This window comes from Sphingomonas sp. NY01 (genome assembly GCF_038809135.1).
Taxonomy (GTDB): Bacteria; Pseudomonadota; Alphaproteobacteria; order Sphingomonadales; family Sphingomonadaceae; genus Sphingomonas; species Sphingomonas carotinifaciens.
In genome coordinates this window covers 2,639,381-2,654,285 of sequence record NZ_CP101722.1, presented here as the reverse complement: position 1 = coordinate 2,654,285, position 14,905 = coordinate 2,639,381, and the positions used below count along the sequence as shown (strand labels likewise).

Annotated in this window: 16 protein-coding genes and 1 tRNA gene; 12 read left to right on the top strand and 5 right to left on the bottom strand. The window is 65.3% G+C overall.

Features of this window, described 5'->3' with window-relative positions:
- The first annotated feature begins 75 nt into the window (after positions 1-75).
- The 10 genes from secY (at position 76) to guaA (ending at position 8,162) form a co-directional block, all read left to right on the top strand.
- Positions 76-1,440, top strand: coding sequence for a preprotein translocase subunit SecY (gene secY, locus NPJ82_RS12880; RefSeq protein ID WP_112381137.1), 1,365 nt, complete (start codon positions 76-78; stop codon positions 1,438-1,440).
- Between the two features lie 39 nt (positions 1,441-1,479).
- Positions 1,480-2,130, top strand: a complete 651-nt coding sequence (locus NPJ82_RS12875) for an adenylate kinase (protein ID WP_149680921.1) — start codon at positions 1,480-1,482, stop codon at positions 2,128-2,130.
- A 225-nt stretch (positions 2,131-2,355) separates the two neighbouring features.
- Entirely contained in the window at positions 2,356-2,760 is a 405-nt protein-coding gene (locus NPJ82_RS12870; protein ID WP_342657614.1) for an STAS/SEC14 domain-containing protein, read from the top strand.
- Positions 2,761-2,767: 7 nt separating this feature from the next.
- Complete coding sequence (locus NPJ82_RS12865) at positions 2,768-3,001, top strand: hypothetical protein (protein WP_149680919.1); 234 nt, start codon at positions 2,768-2,770, stop codon at positions 2,999-3,001.
- A gap of 158 nt (positions 3,002-3,159) precedes the next feature.
- Positions 3,160-3,528, top strand: a complete 369-nt coding sequence (gene rpsM / locus NPJ82_RS12860) for a 30S ribosomal protein S13 (protein ID WP_112381133.1) — start codon at positions 3,160-3,162, stop codon at positions 3,526-3,528.
- Between the two features lie 102 nt (positions 3,529-3,630).
- Positions 3,631-4,020 carry a 30S ribosomal protein S11 gene (rpsK, locus tag NPJ82_RS12855; protein ID WP_112381132.1) on the top strand — a complete coding sequence of 130 codons (390 nt, stop codon included), beginning with the start codon at positions 3,631-3,633 and terminating at the stop codon, positions 4,018-4,020.
- 86 nt (positions 4,021-4,106) lie between these two features.
- Positions 4,107-5,171, top strand: a complete 1,065-nt coding sequence (locus NPJ82_RS12850) for a DNA-directed RNA polymerase subunit alpha (RefSeq protein WP_112381131.1) — start codon at positions 4,107-4,109, stop codon at positions 5,169-5,171.
- Positions 5,172-5,413: 242 nt separating this feature from the next.
- On the top strand, positions 5,414-5,836 hold the full coding sequence (rplQ, locus tag NPJ82_RS12845; protein ID WP_112381733.1) for a 50S ribosomal protein L17: 423 nt from the start codon (positions 5,414-5,416) through the stop codon (positions 5,834-5,836).
- 173 nt (positions 5,837-6,009) lie between these two features.
- Positions 6,010-6,576 carry a hypothetical protein gene (locus tag NPJ82_RS12840; protein ID WP_342657613.1) on the top strand — a complete coding sequence of 189 codons (567 nt, stop codon included), beginning with the start codon at positions 6,010-6,012 and terminating at the stop codon, positions 6,574-6,576.
- A 32-nt stretch (positions 6,577-6,608) separates the two neighbouring features.
- A complete protein-coding gene (gene guaA / locus NPJ82_RS12835; RefSeq protein ID WP_342657612.1) occupies positions 6,609-8,162 on the top strand; it encodes a glutamine-hydrolyzing GMP synthase in 1,554 nt (517 codons plus the stop codon).
- Between the two features lie 50 nt (positions 8,163-8,212).
- On the opposite strand, the gene NPJ82_RS12830 is transcribed toward guaA, so the two are convergent.
- Positions 8,213-8,289: transfer RNA gene (locus NPJ82_RS12830), tRNA-Arg, on the bottom strand.
- A gap of 68 nt (positions 8,290-8,357) precedes the next feature.
- On the opposite strand from NPJ82_RS12830, the gene NPJ82_RS12825 reads away from it, so the two are divergent.
- Positions 8,358-9,098 carry a queuosine precursor transporter gene (locus tag NPJ82_RS12825; protein ID WP_342657611.1) on the top strand — a complete coding sequence of 247 codons (741 nt, stop codon included), beginning with the start codon at positions 8,358-8,360 and terminating at the stop codon, positions 9,096-9,098.
- A 9-nt stretch (positions 9,099-9,107) separates the two neighbouring features.
- Here NPJ82_RS12825 and acs read toward each other — a convergent pair whose 3' ends face one another.
- Positions 9,108-11,036 (bottom strand): acetate--CoA ligase, encoded by a 1,929-nt coding sequence (gene acs, locus NPJ82_RS12820; RefSeq protein WP_342657610.1) that lies wholly within the window; start codon positions 11,034-11,036, stop codon positions 9,108-9,110.
- 173 nt (positions 11,037-11,209) lie between these two features.
- Between acs and NPJ82_RS12815 the strand changes: the two genes are divergently transcribed.
- Entirely contained in the window at positions 11,210-12,865 is a 1,656-nt protein-coding gene (locus tag NPJ82_RS12815; RefSeq protein WP_342657609.1) for an MFS transporter, read from the top strand.
- Between the two features lie 95 nt (positions 12,866-12,960).
- On the opposite strand, the gene purQ is transcribed toward NPJ82_RS12815, so the two are convergent.
- Genes purQ through purC form a run of 3 tightly spaced genes read right to left on the bottom strand, consistent with a single transcriptional unit; the run spans position 12,961 to position 14,638 of the window.
- Entirely contained in the window at positions 12,961-13,629 is a 669-nt protein-coding gene (gene purQ / locus NPJ82_RS12810; RefSeq protein WP_267349201.1) for a phosphoribosylformylglycinamidine synthase subunit PurQ, read from the bottom strand.
- Positions 13,629-13,859, bottom strand: coding sequence for a phosphoribosylformylglycinamidine synthase subunit PurS (gene purS, locus NPJ82_RS12805; RefSeq protein ID WP_112381125.1), 231 nt, complete (start codon positions 13,857-13,859; stop codon positions 13,629-13,631). The genes purQ and purS overlap by 1 nt, the downstream gene beginning before the upstream one ends.
- Complete coding sequence (purC, locus tag NPJ82_RS12800; RefSeq protein ID WP_112381124.1) at positions 13,859-14,638, bottom strand: phosphoribosylaminoimidazolesuccinocarboxamide synthase; 780 nt, start codon at positions 14,636-14,638, stop codon at positions 13,859-13,861. Before purC ends, purS begins: the two co-directional genes overlap by 1 nt.
- Between the last annotated feature and the right edge of the window lie 267 nt (positions 14,639-14,905).

Below are 14,905 nucleotides of genomic sequence, written 5' to 3'. Positions count from 1 at the left end.
TCGGCTGCCTATATGAGCGGCGGGGCGGGTCAAAACGCATCCCGCCGCTTTTCGTTTCCAGGATAAACGCAGCTTATGGCATCCGCAGCCGACCAGATGGCGCAAAGCATCAGCCTGGCGAAATTCGCCAAGGCCACCGACCTCAAGAAGCGGCTGTGGTTCACGATCGGCGTGCTGATCGTCTTCCGCCTGCTCAGCTATGTTCCGCTCCCGGGCGTCGACCCGACCGCGCTGGGCATTCTCAGCCAGCGCACCAGCGGTGGCGTGCTCGACTTCTTCAACACCTTCTCCGGCGGTTCGCTGAGCCGCATGTCGCTGATCGCGCTGGGCGTGATGCCGTACATCACGGCCTCGATCGTGGTGCAGCTCGCGACCTCGCTCAGCCCGCAGCTTGCCGCGATCAAGAAGGAAGGTGAGAGCGGTCGCAAGAAGCTGAACCAGTATACGCGCTACGGCACCGTGTTGCTGACGGCGATCCAGGGCTATTTCATCGCTGTCGGTCTGGAGGCGCTGGGCGCCAATTCCGGTGTGCAGGCGGTGATCGAGCCGGGCTTCACCTTCCGCATCGCTGCGGTCGTGTCGCTGATCGGCGGCACGATGTTCCTGATGTGGCTGGGTGAGCAGATCACCAGCCGCGGCATCGGCAACGGCGTGTCGCTGATCATCATGGCCGGCATCGTCGCCCATCTTCCGACCACGCTGATCAATCTGCTGGAGGGTGGCCGCTCGGGCAGCATCGATCCGCTGCGCCTGATCGGTATCATCGTGGCGGTGATCGTGCTGATCCTGTTTATCTGCTTCATGGAACGGGCACAGCGTCGCATCCTGATCCAATATCCGAAGCGCGCGACGCAGCGCGGCATGCAGGCCGACCGCAGCCACCTGCCGCTGAAGCTGAATACCGCGGGCGTGATCCCTCCGATCTTCGCGTCGTCGCTGTTGCTGATGCCGCTGACCATCTCGCAATTCGCGGGGCAGCGCGTGGCTGGTGAGAGTGCCTGGGGCGATTTCATCATCAGCCTGAACCAGTATCTGCAGCACGGCTCGCCGGTTTACATGCTGCTATACGGCGCCGGTATCATCTTCTTCTCGTTCTTCTACACCGCGGTCGTGTTCAACCCGGAAGAAACCGCGGACAACCTGAAGCGCTATGGTGGGTTCATTCCCGGCATCCGCCCGGGCAAGAACACCGAGACCTATCTGGATTACGTGCTGACCCGGATCACGGTGATCGGCGCGGCCTATCTGACGATCATCTGCCTGTTGCCGGAATATCTCGTCTCCGCGTTGCAGATCCCGTTCTATCTGGGCGGCACCAGCCTGCTGATCGTGGTCAACGTGACGATGGATACCGTGACGCAGATTCAGAGCCACTTGCTGGCGCATCAATATGGCGATCTGATCAAGAAGGCGAAGCTGAAGGGCGGGCGTCTCCGCTGAGGCGGTGCCGGCCAGCATAATCGGAAGGGGAAGACGCGCGTGAACATCATCCTGTTGGGGCCGCCGGGGGCGGGCAAGGGGACGCAGGCGCAGCGGTTGGTTGCGGAGCGGGGCATGGTGCAGTTGTCGACGGGGGACATGCTGCGGGCCGCGGTAAAGGCCGGTACGCCGGTCGGTCTGCAGGCCAAGGCGGTCATGGATGCGGGCGAGCTGGTGTCCGATGCGATCGTCTCCGCGCTGATCGGCGAGCGGCTGGACGAGGCGGACGCCAAGGGCGGGGCGATCTTCGACGGCTATCCGCGGACCGCGGCGCAGGCAGAGGCGCTGGACCTGCTGCTCGACGAGCGCGGGCGTGCGCTCGACTATGTGATCGAGCTTGAGGTGGACGAGGATGCGCTGGTCGAGCGGATCACCGGCCGCTTCACCTGCGCCAATTGCGGCACCGGTTATCACGACAGCTTCAAGCCGACCGCGGTCGCGGGCGTGTGCGATGTCTGCGGCGCAACCGAGTTCAAGCGCCGTCCCGACGACAATGCCGAAACGGTGCGCACGCGAATGGCCGAATATCGCGCCAAGACCGCGCCGATCCTGCCGATCTACGAAGCACGCGGGCTGGTGCGGCGTGTCGACGGCATGGCGGACATGGCAGAGGTCGGTCGGGCGGTGAGCGCGATCCTCGACGGCAACTGACCGACGTCGCAACATGACGTAAAGTTCATGTGCCTGTCAGGATCAAATGGTTCGCGGCAGCGTATAGGGGATGCATCGGCGCCCGAACTCCCGGGGGCGCCGCCGGGGCCGGCGGAAGGGGTCTTCCGTCGGCCTTTAGCTTGCCGATGAGGTGCGGGCGCACGCGATCCTGTCTCCATGCCCCGCATTAGCGGTTTGGCAACCGGCGTTGACCAGAAGGGAGGGATGCATACCATCACCTTCCGCCACGATATCAATTTGTTGGATATCGCCTGGATGGGACAGTTCACGCGCGACAGCGCTGCCGATTATGCCCGCGAGGTGCTTCATCGCTTCGCCGCGGAACGCTTCAAGCCGGGCTATCTTCTGCGGATGGACATGAGTGCCAGCCCGGTGCAGTCGCAAGTCGGCGCGTCGGTGATCCATGAGCAGCTTCGCGGCTTTCCCCGTGCCAGCGCCATCGCGATCGTGACGCCGAGCGCCATCACCCGCATGCAGGTTCGCCGGCTGATGACCCAGCCCTATTTGCAGGTGTTCGATACAGCGGAGCCTGCGCTCCAGTGGCTTTTGGCAGGCGACAGCGCCCGGACGTCGCCAGGCATATCGTCAGGCGTGGCAGGCACTCTATAGGCGAGCGATGGATACCCTGTCCCTGTTCGGCCTGGTCGCCGTTTCGTTCACGCTGATCTGCTATGCGATGGAGAGCGGGGCGCACTGGTGGACCCTCGGCTTCGTTCTGGGATGCCTCGCCGGGTCGGCCTATGGTTTTCTGCAAGGGGCATGGCCATTCGGCGTCGTCGAGCTGTTCTGGGCGGCGGTTTCGTTCCAGCGATGGCTGCGGTTGCGACGAATGCGGGAACCTCTCGCTTGACAGAGTGTTGCGAGGCGCCTAACTGACCGTCCTTCCACTATACCATGGTTTCGGCGCCGCTCTGCGCGTGCGTCGCGATCGTGCGTGGTGGAGCCAACGCGTCGAGATGGGGTGTGCGCTGCCATGCCATGCCCCGTGGAGCTAGGAGAATATATTCCATGGCACGTATCGCGGGTGTTAATATCCCGACCAACAAGCGCGTGGTGATCGCGCTGACCTACATCCACGGCATCGGTCCGGCCAAGGCCAAGGAAATCACGGCCAAGCTGAACATCGCGGCCGACCGCCGCGTCCAGGACCTGTCGGACCAGGAAGTCCTGCAGATCCGTGAGACGATCGACGCCGACCACACTGTCGAGGGTGATCTTCGTCGCGAAACCGCGATGAACATCAAGCGCCTGATGGACCTGGCTTGCTATCGCGGCCTGCGCCACCGCAAGGGCCTGCCGGTCCGCGGCCAGCGCACGCACACCAACGCGCGCACCCGCAAGGGCAAGGCTAAGCCGATTGCGGGCAAGAAGAAGTAAGAACAGTCCCGGGGACTGTTTTCATTCTTCTCCGCCGGAGGCCGGTACGAGGCGCACTGCCTCCCGGCCGCCGTACCACGAGACAAGGTCAGGATTTCATCAATGGCACAAGCACCGCAGCGTCTTCGCCGTCGCGAGCGCAAGAACATCACCGCCGGCGTCGCGCACGTGAACGCCAGCTTCAACAACACCATGATCACGATCACCGACGCGCAGGGCAATGCCATCGCATGGTCGTCGGCCGGCATGATGGGCTTCAAGGGTTCGCGCAAGTCGACCCCGTATGCCGCCCAGGTCGCCGCCGAGGATGCCGGCAAGAAGGCTGCCGAGCACGGTGTCCGCACCCTCGAAGTCGAGGTCAAGGGTCCCGGTTCGGGCCGCGAGTCGGCGCTGCGCGCGTTGCAGGCGGTCGGTTTCCAGATCACCTCGATCCGCGACGTGACCTCGATCCCGCACAACGGCGTCCGTCCGTCCAAGCGCCGTCGCGTCTGATGGCCTACATGGCCGGCTGACGAGCCGGCCGTGCTTTTTCTTGGCTGGAACCGTCCCCGTTCCGGCCCCCAACGCAGGGGAACCCCGTGTCTGTCAATGCAAAGAACTGGCAGGAACTGAAGAAGCCCAACGCGCTCGAAAAGAAGGGCGGCGATGGCAAGCGCAAGGCGACGTTCGTCGCCGAACCGCTGGAGCGTGGCTTCGGCCTGACGCTCGGCAATGCGCTGCGTCGCGTGCTCCTGTCGTCGCTCCAGGGCGCGGCGGTCACCTCCATCAAGATCGAGAACGTGCTGCACGAGTTCTCGAGCCTCGCGGGTGTCCGTGAGGACGTGACCGACATCGTGCTGAACGTGAAGCAGATCGCGATCCGCATGCAGGGCGAAGGTCCGAAGCGGCTCCAGCTTTCCGCCACCGGTCCGGCCGAGGTGAAGGCAGGCGACATCGCGGTGTCGGGCGACATCGAGGTCATGAACAAGGACCTGGTGATCTGCCATCTCGACGAAGGCGCCACGCTCAACATGGAGCTGACCGCCGACATCGGGAAGGGCTATGTTCCGGCAAACGCCAATCGCCCTGCGGATGCGCCGATCGGCCTGATCCCGGTCGATGCGCTCTACTCGCCGGTGCGCCAGGTGTCGTACAAGGTCGATCCGACCCGCGTCGGGCAGGACCTGGACTATGACAAGCTGACGCTGACGATCGAGACCGATGGCACGGTGACCCCGGAAGACGCGGTGGCTTATGCCGGCCGCATCCTTCAGGACCAGCTTGCGCTGTTCGTCCACTTCGACGACTCCTCGGTCACGCGTGCTGCGCCCGTCGGCCAGGCCGCCGTGCCGGTCGCAGGGGCCGAGCCGCAGAGCGACACGCAGCAGATCAACCGCTACCTCCTCAAGAAGGTGGACGAGTTGGAGCTGTCGGTCCGTTCGGCGAACTGCCTGAAGAACGACAACATCATCTATATCGGCGATCTGGTCGGCAAGACCGAAGCCGAGATGCTGCGCACCCCGAACTTCGGCCGCAAGTCCCTGAACGAGATCAAGGAAGTGCTGTCGTCCATGGGCCTGCGCCTTGGCATGGAAATCCCGGGCTGGCCGCCCGAGAACATCGAGGAAATGGCCAAGAAGCTGGAACAGGAGATCATGGGCTGACGCGCACCGGTGCAGCGCTGCTGCACCGGAGACGCGGCAGGCCCGGCCGGCGGGTCGGCGACAAACCGACCCGTTCGACGTCACGACGCGGGCTCGCCGCGGCGCGACTCAGCCGGTCAAGCCGGTTTCTTCCGTCCATCGCGGACGGGGAGGATCAAGACAGGCAAAGGGTGGCCGCCTCAAGTGCCACCGGGTCTGGGGTTTTCCGTAAGACGGCCCCTTAACGAACAAAGGAATTGAACATGCGTCATCGCGTAGGCGGCCGTAAGCTGCAGCGTACCTCGGCCCATCGTACGGCCCTGTTCCGCAACATGTCGGCCGCGCTGATCAAGCACGAGCAGATCACCACCACGCTCGCCAAGGCGAAGGAGCTTCGCCCCTATGTCGAGAAGCTGGTGACGCTGGGCAAGAAGGGTGGCCTGTCCAACCGCCGTCTGGCGCATGCCCGTCTGCTGGACGACGCGCAGCTGGTTAAGCTGTTCGACGTGCTGGCGACCCGCTACGCCGATCGCGCCGGCGGTTATACCCGCATCATCAAGGCCGGTATCCGGGCGTCGGACGCGGCACCGATGGCGATCATCGAGTTCGTCGACCGTGACGTGTCCGCCAAGGGCCAGGATTCGGGCCCGGTGCAGACCGAAGAGGATTTCGACGAGGCCGCCTGAGCCCGTCGGGACATCGTCCAAACCGATCGAACGGCCGCCCCCTCACCGGGGCGGCCGTTTTCGTTTCGGGGGCGGTTCATCGTGTCGAAAGCGAGGCCGGACCAACATGGCGCGATAAAACCTGACGGGAAACGGGTGATGCGCAAGGTCGTGCTGGGGGTAGCTTTGGCGGCATGGAGCGTGACGGGCGCGACCGCCATGCAGGAGGCCGTTCCTCCCCCGGCAAGGCCGCTACTGATACCGGGCATGTCCGCGCCGGGCCGCGCCTGCCACCTGCCGACCGGCACATCCTGCGAGAGCGTCGCCGCCAGGCAAGGCGCGAGGCGCGCACCGGCGGCATCGTGATCGGCACGCTGCTGGCGGCGGGCAACCTCGCGTTACGCGGCAGGACGCGCGGGAGCGATGTTACCGAAGAGCTGGTCGCGCAGAACGGGGACGGCGCGGCAATGATCCCCGTGGCCGCCACGCCGCCGATGCGCGTGGACACGGATGCCGACGCCGCGGTGCAGGCCTGCGCCGGTGCGGTGGAGGGCGAAGCGCGGCGGGTTTCGCGCTTGGCGCGGGTGGGGCAGATCGAGACGGTCGAGCCGCATGGCGACGGCTATGCGATCCGTGGCGACGTGCTGGTGCGTGCCAGCTACCGCGATGCCGGGGATCTGCGCGGCTTTCGCTGTACGGTCGATTCGCAGGCGGTACGCAGTGTCGTGATCGATGATCCGCAACGGCCACCGGCACGGTAGCATTTCGCGTCCGACGTCGCTATCGGACCGCCATGGAGCACCCCGACAGCATCCTCATCGTCGATTTCGGCAGCCAGGTCACCCAGCTCATCGCGCGCCGCGTGCGCGAGGCGGGGGTCTATTCCGAGATCGTTCCCTTTCAATCCGCCGCCGAAGGCTTTGCGCGCATCCGGCCCGCCGGCATCATCCTGTCCGGCGGCCCTGCCTCGGTGCCCGACGAGAACAGCCCGCGCATCCCGCAGCAGATTCTCGACAGCGGCCTGCCGATGCTGGGCATCTGCTACGGCCAGCAGGCGCTGACGGAGCAATTGGGCGGCAAGGTCGAGAAGGGCGACAGTGGCGAGTTCGGCGAAGCCTATGTGACGATCGACGAGCCTTGTGCGCTGTTCGATGGCCTGTGGGACTTGGGCGATCGTCATCAGGTATGGATGAGCCATGGCGACAAGGTGACGGCGCTGGCGCCCGGCTTCCGTGTCGTCGCCACCAGCCCGGGCGCGCCGTTTGCGATCATCGCCGACGATGCACGGCGCATCTATGCGATGCAGTTCCATCCGGAAGTCGTGCATACCCCCGATGGCGGCAAGCTGATCGCCAATTTCGCGCGGCATGTGGTCGGCCTGTCGGGCGACTGGACGATGGCCGAATTTCGCGAGGCCAAGATCGCGGACATCCGCAAGCAGGTCGGCACGGGGCGGGTGATCTGCGGCCTGTCCGGTGGTGTCGACTCGGCGGTGGCGGCGGTGCTGATCCACGAGGCGATCGGCGACCAGCTGACCTGTGTGTTCGTCGACCATGGGTTGATGCGCTCGGGCGAGGCGGAAGAGGTCGTCGGCCTGTTCCGCGGTCATTACAACATCCCGCTCGTCCATGTGGATGCCGAGGAATTGTTCATGACCGGCCTGGCCGGGGTGACCGATCCGGAAGCCAAGCGGAAGTTCATCGGCAAGACCTTCATCGACGTGTTCGAGGCCGAGGCCAAGAAGATCGGTGGCGCCGAATTCCTGGCGCAGGGTACGCTGTATCCGGACGTGATCGAGAGCGTCAGTTTCACCGGCGGCCCGTCGGTGACGATCAAGAGCCACCACAATGTCGGCGGTCTGCCGGATCGCATGAACATGAAGCTGGTCGAGCCGCTGCGCGAGTTGTTCAAGGACGAGGTGCGCGTGCTGGGCCGTGAACTCGGCCTGCCCGAGGCATTTGTCGGGCGGCATCCGTTCCCCGGCCCCGGACTGGCGATCCGCATCCCCGGCGAGGTCAGCAAGGAACGCTGCGACATCCTGCGCAAGGCGGATGCGATCTATCTGGAGGAGATCCGCCGCGCCGGCCTGTACGATGCGATCTGGCAGGCGTTCGCGGTGCTGCTGCCGGTACGAACAGTGGGGGTGATGGGCGACAGCCGGACCTATGACCATGTGCTGGCGCTGCGCGCGGTGACGTCGGTCGACGGCATGACTGCGCAGGCGTTCGACTTTCCCGGCGACTTCCTGCCGCGGATCGCGACGCGCATCATCAACGAGGTGCGCGGCATCAACCGGGTGACCTACGACTATACGTCCAAGCCCCCGGGGACGATCGAGTGGGAATGATCCTCTGACATGCGGCGGCCCTGGTGCCGCCGTTTTTCATTTGGGGAGGGTGGCGCGCCCGGAGGGATTCGAACCCCCGACCGAGGAGGTAGAAGCTCCTTGCTCTATCCAACTGAGCTACGGACGCGCGGACGTGGCAGCGTTTAGCGCGGTTTGATGCCGGATGGAATGGCGATAAAGTCCTTGTCCATGGACATGAACGTTTCACCGGCCGTGAGGGTCACGGCGCGCGACCTGCGGGGGCGCGACTTCCGCTGGTTCGACTATGTGATGGCGGCGTTCGTCACCATCCTGTTGCTCTCAAACGTGATCGGGGCGGGCAAGGTCGCGACCATCACCCTGCCGCTGTTGGGGCCGTGGCCGTTCGGTGCGGGTATCCTGTTCTTTCCGCTCAGTTACATCATCGGCGACGTGCTGACCGAGGTGTACGGCTATGCGCGGACGCGCCGGGTGATCTGGGCAGGGACGGGGGCGGTGCTGTTCATGGCGCTGATGAGCTGGATCGTCGTGGCGCTGCCGCCGGCGCCGAGCTGGACCAACCAGGCCGCGTACGAGACGGTGTTCGGGCAGGTGCCGCGGATCGTGCTGGCCAGCGTCTGTGCGTTCTGGGCGGGCGAGTTCGTCAACGCCTATGTGATGGCGCGCATGAAGCTGTGGTCGGGCGGGCGGCATCTGTGGATGCGGACGATCGGGTCGACCGTGGTCGGACAGGGCGTCGACAGCCTGATCTTCTATCCGCTCGCCTTCTGGGGGGCGCAAGGGTGGACAACCGGACTGGTGGTGACGGTGCTGTATACGCAATGGGCGCTGAAGGTCGGGTGGGAGGTGCTGCTGACCCCGCTCACCTATCTGGTGGTTGGCGGGCTGAAGCGCGCCGAGGGCGTCGACGTGTTCGACGCGGGCACCGACTTCACGCCGTTTCGTGCCCGCGTCTGAGCGGTCCGCTTACCGCACCCGCTCGGCAACCAGCGTGTCGACCACCGCCGGATCGGCGAGGGTCGAGGTGTCGCCAAGATTGCCGACGTCGTTCTCCGCGATCTTGCGCAGGATGCGGCGCATGATCTTGCCGGAGCGCGTCTTGGGCAGGCCGGGCGCGAATTGCAGCGCATCCGGGCTGGCGATGGGGCCGATTTCCTGCCGGACCCACTGCCGCAATTCGGTGCGCAGCTCTTCCGAAGGCTCCTCGCCGGCGTTGAGCGTCACATACGCGTAGATGCCCTGGCCCTTCACCTCGTGCGGCATGCCGACGACCGCGGCTTCCGCGACCTTGGCATGGGCGACGAGCGCCGATTCCACCTCGGCGGTGCCCATGCGGTGGCCGGAGACGTTGATGACATCGTCCACCCGGCCGGTGATCCAGTAATAACCGTCCGCGTCGCGGCGGCAGCCATCGCCAGTGAAATATTTGCCCGGATAGGTGGAGAAATAGGTCTGGAAGAAGCGATCATGATCGTTCCAGACGGTGCGCATCTGACCGGGCCAGCTGTCGGCGATCACCAGATTGCCCTCGGTGGCGCCCTCCAGCACCTTGCCCTCGGTATCGACGATCTGCGGCTGGACACCGGGTAGCGGCTTGGTGGCGGAACCGGGCTTGAGATCGGTGGCATAGGGCAGGGGGGCGATGAGCATGCCGCCCGTCTCCGTCTGCCACCAGGTATCGACGACCGGGCAGCGGCTATCGCCGACGACGCGGTAATACCAGTCCCACGCCTCTGGATTGATCGGCTCGCCCACCGTGCCGAGCAGGCGCAGTGACCGGCGGCTGTATTTCGTCACCCAGTCCTGGCCCTCGCGCATCAGCGCGCGGATCGCGGTGGGGGCGGTGTAGAGAATGTTGACGCCGAGACGATCGATCGTCTCCCACAACCGGCCATGATCGGGATAGTTCGGCACGCCGTCGAACATCACCGTGGTCGCGCCGTTGGCGAGCGGGCCGTAGACGACATAGCTGTGCCCGGTGACCCAGCCGATATCGGCGGTGCACCAATAGACTTCGCCATCGCGGTAGTCGAACACGTCGCGGAACGTCTTGGTCACCCAGACCAGATAGCCGCCGGTGGTGTGCAGCACGCCCTTGGGCTTGCCGGTGGAGCCGGAGGTGTAGAGGATGAACAGCGGGTCCTCGGCATTCATCGGTTCGGGCGCGCAATCGTCCGACACCCCCTGAAGCGCGTCGTGCAGCCAGACATCGCGGCCCTCGGTGAAGGCCACGTCGCCACCGGTGCGGCGGATGACGAGGACGTGTTCGACAGACGGGCACTGCGCCAACGCCTTGTCGACATTGGCCTTGAGCGGGATACGCTTGCCGCCGCGACAGCCTTCGTCGGCGGTGATGACGATGCGCGAATCGCAATCCTGGATGCGGTTCGCCAAGCTGTCGGGCGAGAAGCCGCCGAAGACGATGGAGTGGATCGCGCCGATCCGCGTGCAGGCGAGCATCGCCGCGGCGGCCTCCGCGATCATCGGCAGGTAGAGGGTGATGCGATCGCCCTTCTTCGCGCCGAGGTCCTTCAAGACATTGGCAAAGCGGCAAACGTCGCGGTGCAGTTCGCGATAGGTGATCGAGCGGGTTTCGCCGGGCTCGTCGCCCTCCCAGACGATTGCGACCTGATCGCCGCGGGTGGCAAGATGGCGGTCGACGCAGTTGACCGAGACGTTCAATTCACCATCGGCGAACCAGCGGATGCGGAAATCCGCCTCGTCGAACGAGGTGTCCTGCACCTGCCGGAACGGGGTGATCCAATCGATCGCCTGCGCCTGATCGCGCCAATAGGCGTCGCTGCCCTCGACCGAGGCGCGGTATTGCCGTTCATAGTCTGCCCGGTCGATGCTGCCCTCGACGCCGGTGGGTGCGGCATGGATGGTTTCGGTCATGGCCTCTCCTTGTTGAACTATCCCTCGGGCGAGGTGGCTCTCTGGTCAAGCGCGTCGCGGTGGGACCATCGCAGCACTTCCTCTATCGACCGTGCCGGCCGACGCTGTCATCCTTACGCACCGAGGATCGCCCCGTTCCAACAGGGCCGCCCGGAGACAGGAAGAGGATGCACATGGCGACCATCTATGGCGCGGAACGAAGGGGCACGACGCAGAACGAGAAGCTGGTGATCGGCGCATCGTCGCTGGGCACGGTATTCGAATGGTATGATTTCTACCTGTACGGTTTGCTGGCGACGCACATTTCGAAGCAGTTCTTTTCGGGCGTGAACGAGACGACCGGGTTCATCCTGGCACTGGGGGCGTTCGCCGCGGGCTTTGCGGTGCGGCCGTTCGGGGCGCTGGTGTTCGGGCGAATCGGCGACCTGGTGGGGCGCAAGAACACGTTCCTGGTGACGATGGGGATCATGGGGCTGTCCACCTTCGCGGTGGGGCTGCTGCCGTCCTATGCGACGATCGGAATCGCGGCACCGATCATCCTGGTCGGATTGCGGCTGTTGCAGGGGCTGGCGCTGGGCGGCGAATATGGCGGGGCGGCGACCTATGTCGCCGAGCATGCGCCGGACGGCAAGCGGGGGCTGTATACCAGCTTCATCCAGACCACGGCCACGCTGGGGCTGTTCGCGGCGCTGCTGGTGGTGATCGGGTTCCGCAACATGCTGGGCGAGGAGACGTTCGGCAGCTTCGGCTGGCGGTTGCCGTTCCTGGTTTCGATCATCCTGCTCGGCGTATCCATGTGGATCCGACTGCAACTGTCGGAAAGCCCAGTGTTCCTGAAGATGAAGGAAGAGGGCACGACATCGAAGGCGCCGCTGACCGAGGCATTCGGGCGGTGGGGCAATCTGAAGGTCGTGCTGATCGCGCTGTTCGGGGCGGCGATGGGACAGGCGGTGGTGTGGTACACCGGGCAGTTCTATGCGCTGTTCTTCCTGGAAAAGATGCTGAAGGTGGATGGCGCCACGGCGAACGTGCTGATGGCGGTGGCGCTTGCCCTGGGCACGCCTTTCTTCGTGATCTTCGGCTGGTTGTCGGATCGGATCGGGCGAAAGCCGATCATCATGGCCGGCTGCGCGCTCGCGGCGGTGACCTATTTCCCGCTGTTCGGCGCATTGACCGGGGCCGCCAACCCGGCGCTGGCGCGGGCACAGGCGGCGGCGCCGGTCAGCGTGGTGGCGCATGGCGGCGACTGTTCGTTCCAGTTCGATCCCGTCGGGCGCAACACCTTCGATGCGCGCAGTTGCGACATCGCCAAGTCATATCTGGCCAAGAACGGCATCAGCTATGACAATGTCGAGGCGGCCGAAGGGGCGGTGGCGGAGGTGCGGATCGGCGTGCGGCGGCTGGTGACGCCCGATCCCTCCATCGTGACCGGCGAGGCACGCAAAGCGGCGGTGGCCGCGTATCAGGCCGCGTTGAAGGGAGCGCTGGCCGAGGCGGGGTATCCGGCCAAGGCGGAGGGCATGAACACGGTCGCGGTGGTGGCGATCCTGTGGTTCATGGTGCTGCTGGTGACGATGGTCTATGGGCCGATCGCGGCGTTGCTGGTCGAGCTGTTCCCGACGCGCATCCGGTACACCTCGATGTCGTTGCCCTATCATATCGGCAACGGGTGGTTCGGCGGGTTCCTGCCGACGACGGCGTTCGCGATGGTCGCGGCGACCGGGGATATCTATTACGGGCTCTGGTATCCGGTGGTGCTGGCGAGCGTGACGCTGGTGCTGGGGGTGCTGTTCCTGCCGGAGACGTTTCGGCGGGATATTGGGCAGTGACAGTCGCTTAGGGGGCGTTTGGGGCTGCCCCTCACCCTCCCATCGCTGTGCGATGGGCCCCTCCCTCTCCCCGGAGGGGAGAGGGGTTTCAGGGATTATGCGCTTACCGTTTCCAGGACGGCTTCGAACAGGCGGCGGCCGTCGGTGCCGCCATGGGCGGCCTCGATGCGGCGTTCGGGGTGGGGCATCATGCCGAGCACGTTGCCCTTCGCGTTCAGCAGGCCGGCGATGTTGCGGGCGGAGCCGTTGACGGGCTCGGCGTAGCGGAACGCGACCTGGCCTTCGCCCTCCAGCCGGTCGAGCGTGTCGGCGTCAGCGAAATAGTTGCCGTCATGATGCGCGACCGGGACGGTGAGCGTCTCGCCCGCAGCGTAGAGGCGGGTAAAGGCGCTGTCGGCGTTCGCCACCTCCAGCTTCACGTCGCGGCAGACGAAGTTGAGCGCGCCGTTGCGCATCAGCGCGCCGGGCAGCAGCCCCGCCTCGGTCAGCACCTGAAAGCCGTTGCAGACGCCAAAGACCTTTAGGCCCTTGTCCGCCTGTTCGACCACCGAGCGCATGATCGGCGAGCGGGCGGCGATCGCGCCGGAGCGCAGATAGTCGCCGTAGGAGAAGCCGCCGGGCACCGCGACGAAGTCCAGCCCGTCCGGCAGGTCGCTGTCGCCGTGCCACACCATGGCGGGCTTCACGCCGGTCACCTGTTCCAGCGCCACCGCCACGTCGCGGTCGCAGTTCGAGCCGGGGAAGACGATGACCGCGGTCTTCATCAGGCGCGCTCCACCCGGTAATTCTCGATCACCGTGTTGGCGAGCAGCTTGCGGCACATCTCGTCCACCTGCGCATCGCTGGTGTCGTCGGCGACCTGCATCTCGATCAGCTTGCCGGCGCGCACATCCTCGACCCCGCCGAAGCCGAGGCCTTCGAGCGCGTGGTGGATCGCCTTGCCCTGCGGGTCGAGCACGCCAGGCTTCAGGGTCACGAAAATACGCAGCTTCATCACTTACCCCGGCTCTTGCGGTGTTCTTCCAGGTCGAGGACCGAATTGTCGCCGCCATCGGGCAGCAGGCCAAGACGGCGCGCAACCTCCTGATAAGCCTCGACTTCGCCACCAAGGTCGCGGCGGAACCGGTCCTTGTCGAGCTTTTCGCCCGAGGTCATGTCCCACAGGCGGCAGCCATCGGGGCTGATCTCGTCGGCCAGGATGATGCGACCGAAGTCATTGTCCCAGATGCGGCCGAATTCCAGCTTGAAGTCGACCAGGCGGATGCCGACGCCGGCAAACAGGCCGCACAGGAAATCGTTCACCCGGATCGCCAGATCGGCGATGTCGTGCATCTCTTCCTGGCTGGCCCAGCCGAAGGCGGCGATATGCTCGTCCGAGATCATCGGATCGCCGAGCGCATCGTCCTTGTAGTAATATTCGATGATCGTGCGGGGCAGCTTCGTGCCCTCCTCGATCCCCAGCCGCTTGGACAGCGAGCCGGCGGCGACGTTGCGCACCACGACCTCGATCGGCACGATCTCCACCTGGCGGATCAACTGCTCGCGCATGTTGAGGCGGCGGATGAAGTGGGTGGGCACGCCGATATGATCGAGCAGCGTGAAGACATGCTCGGAAATACGGTTGTTGAGCACGCCCTTGCCGTTGATCGTCCCCTTCTTCTGCGCGTTGAAGGCGGTGGCGTCGTCCTTGAAATACTGGATCAGCGTGCCGGGCTCGGGGCCCTCGTACAGGATCTTGGCCTTGCCCTCGTAGATCTGGCGGCGGCGAGCCATGTGGCGGTCCCCTGAAAATGAGCGACCCCGGCGCGCGTGGGTGCGAGGCCGGGGCGGAATGCGCGCGCCTATAAAGGAAGGGTGGCGAGCGCGCAATCGGGTGAGGGCGGATGGATCGCGCACACCGATTCGCAGACGCCCCGTGTGGGTCTGCGGGGCCGGGGCGCCGGAAGTGGACACTACACCCCCCGCCCGTGTCCACTTACCATTTTTGCAATCGTCGTTCGTGCCGGTGCGGACAGGCAGGATCGAGGACAAGGCATGCGT

What these genes read in the sequence shown, in the direction of transcription:
- NPJ82_RS12865 (WP_149680919.1), top strand. Translation starts at nt 2,768, where the DNA reads ATGGATACCCTGTCCCTGTTCGGCCTGGTCGCCGTTTCGTTCACGCTG.
- rplQ (WP_112381733.1), top strand. Translation starts at nt 5,414, where the DNA reads ATGCGTCATCGCGTAGGCGGCCGTAAGCTGCAGCGTACCTCGGCCCAT.
- purC (WP_112381124.1), bottom strand. Translation starts at nt 14,638, where the DNA reads ATGGCTCGCCGCCGCCAGATCTACGAGGGCAAGGCCAAGATCCTGTAC.
- purS (WP_112381125.1), bottom strand. Translation starts at nt 13,859, where the DNA reads ATGAAGCTGCGTATTTTCGTGACCCTGAAGCCTGGCGTGCTCGACCCG.
- rpsK (WP_112381132.1), top strand. Translation starts at nt 3,631, where the DNA reads ATGGCACAAGCACCGCAGCGTCTTCGCCGTCGCGAGCGCAAGAACATC.
- guaA (WP_342657612.1), top strand. Translation starts at nt 6,609, where the DNA reads ATGGAGCACCCCGACAGCATCCTCATCGTCGATTTCGGCAGCCAGGTC.
- acs (WP_342657610.1), bottom strand. Translation starts at nt 11,036, where the DNA reads ATGACCGAAACCATCCATGCCGCACCCACCGGCGTCGAGGGCAGCATC.
- NPJ82_RS12840 (WP_342657613.1), top strand. Translation starts at nt 6,010, where the DNA reads ATGGAGCGTGACGGGCGCGACCGCCATGCAGGAGGCCGTTCCTCCCCC.
- NPJ82_RS12870 (WP_342657614.1), top strand. Translation starts at nt 2,356, where the DNA reads ATGCATACCATCACCTTCCGCCACGATATCAATTTGTTGGATATCGCC.
- rpsM (WP_112381133.1), top strand. Translation starts at nt 3,160, where the DNA reads ATGGCACGTATCGCGGGTGTTAATATCCCGACCAACAAGCGCGTGGTG.
- NPJ82_RS12825 (WP_342657611.1), top strand. Translation starts at nt 8,358, where the DNA reads ATGAACGTTTCACCGGCCGTGAGGGTCACGGCGCGCGACCTGCGGGGG.
- NPJ82_RS12815 (WP_342657609.1), top strand. Translation starts at nt 11,210, where the DNA reads ATGGCGACCATCTATGGCGCGGAACGAAGGGGCACGACGCAGAACGAG.
- purQ (WP_267349201.1), bottom strand. Translation starts at nt 13,629, where the DNA reads ATGAAGACCGCGGTCATCGTCTTCCCCGGCTCGAACTGCGACCGCGAC.
- secY (WP_112381137.1), top strand. Translation starts at nt 76, where the DNA reads ATGGCATCCGCAGCCGACCAGATGGCGCAAAGCATCAGCCTGGCGAAA.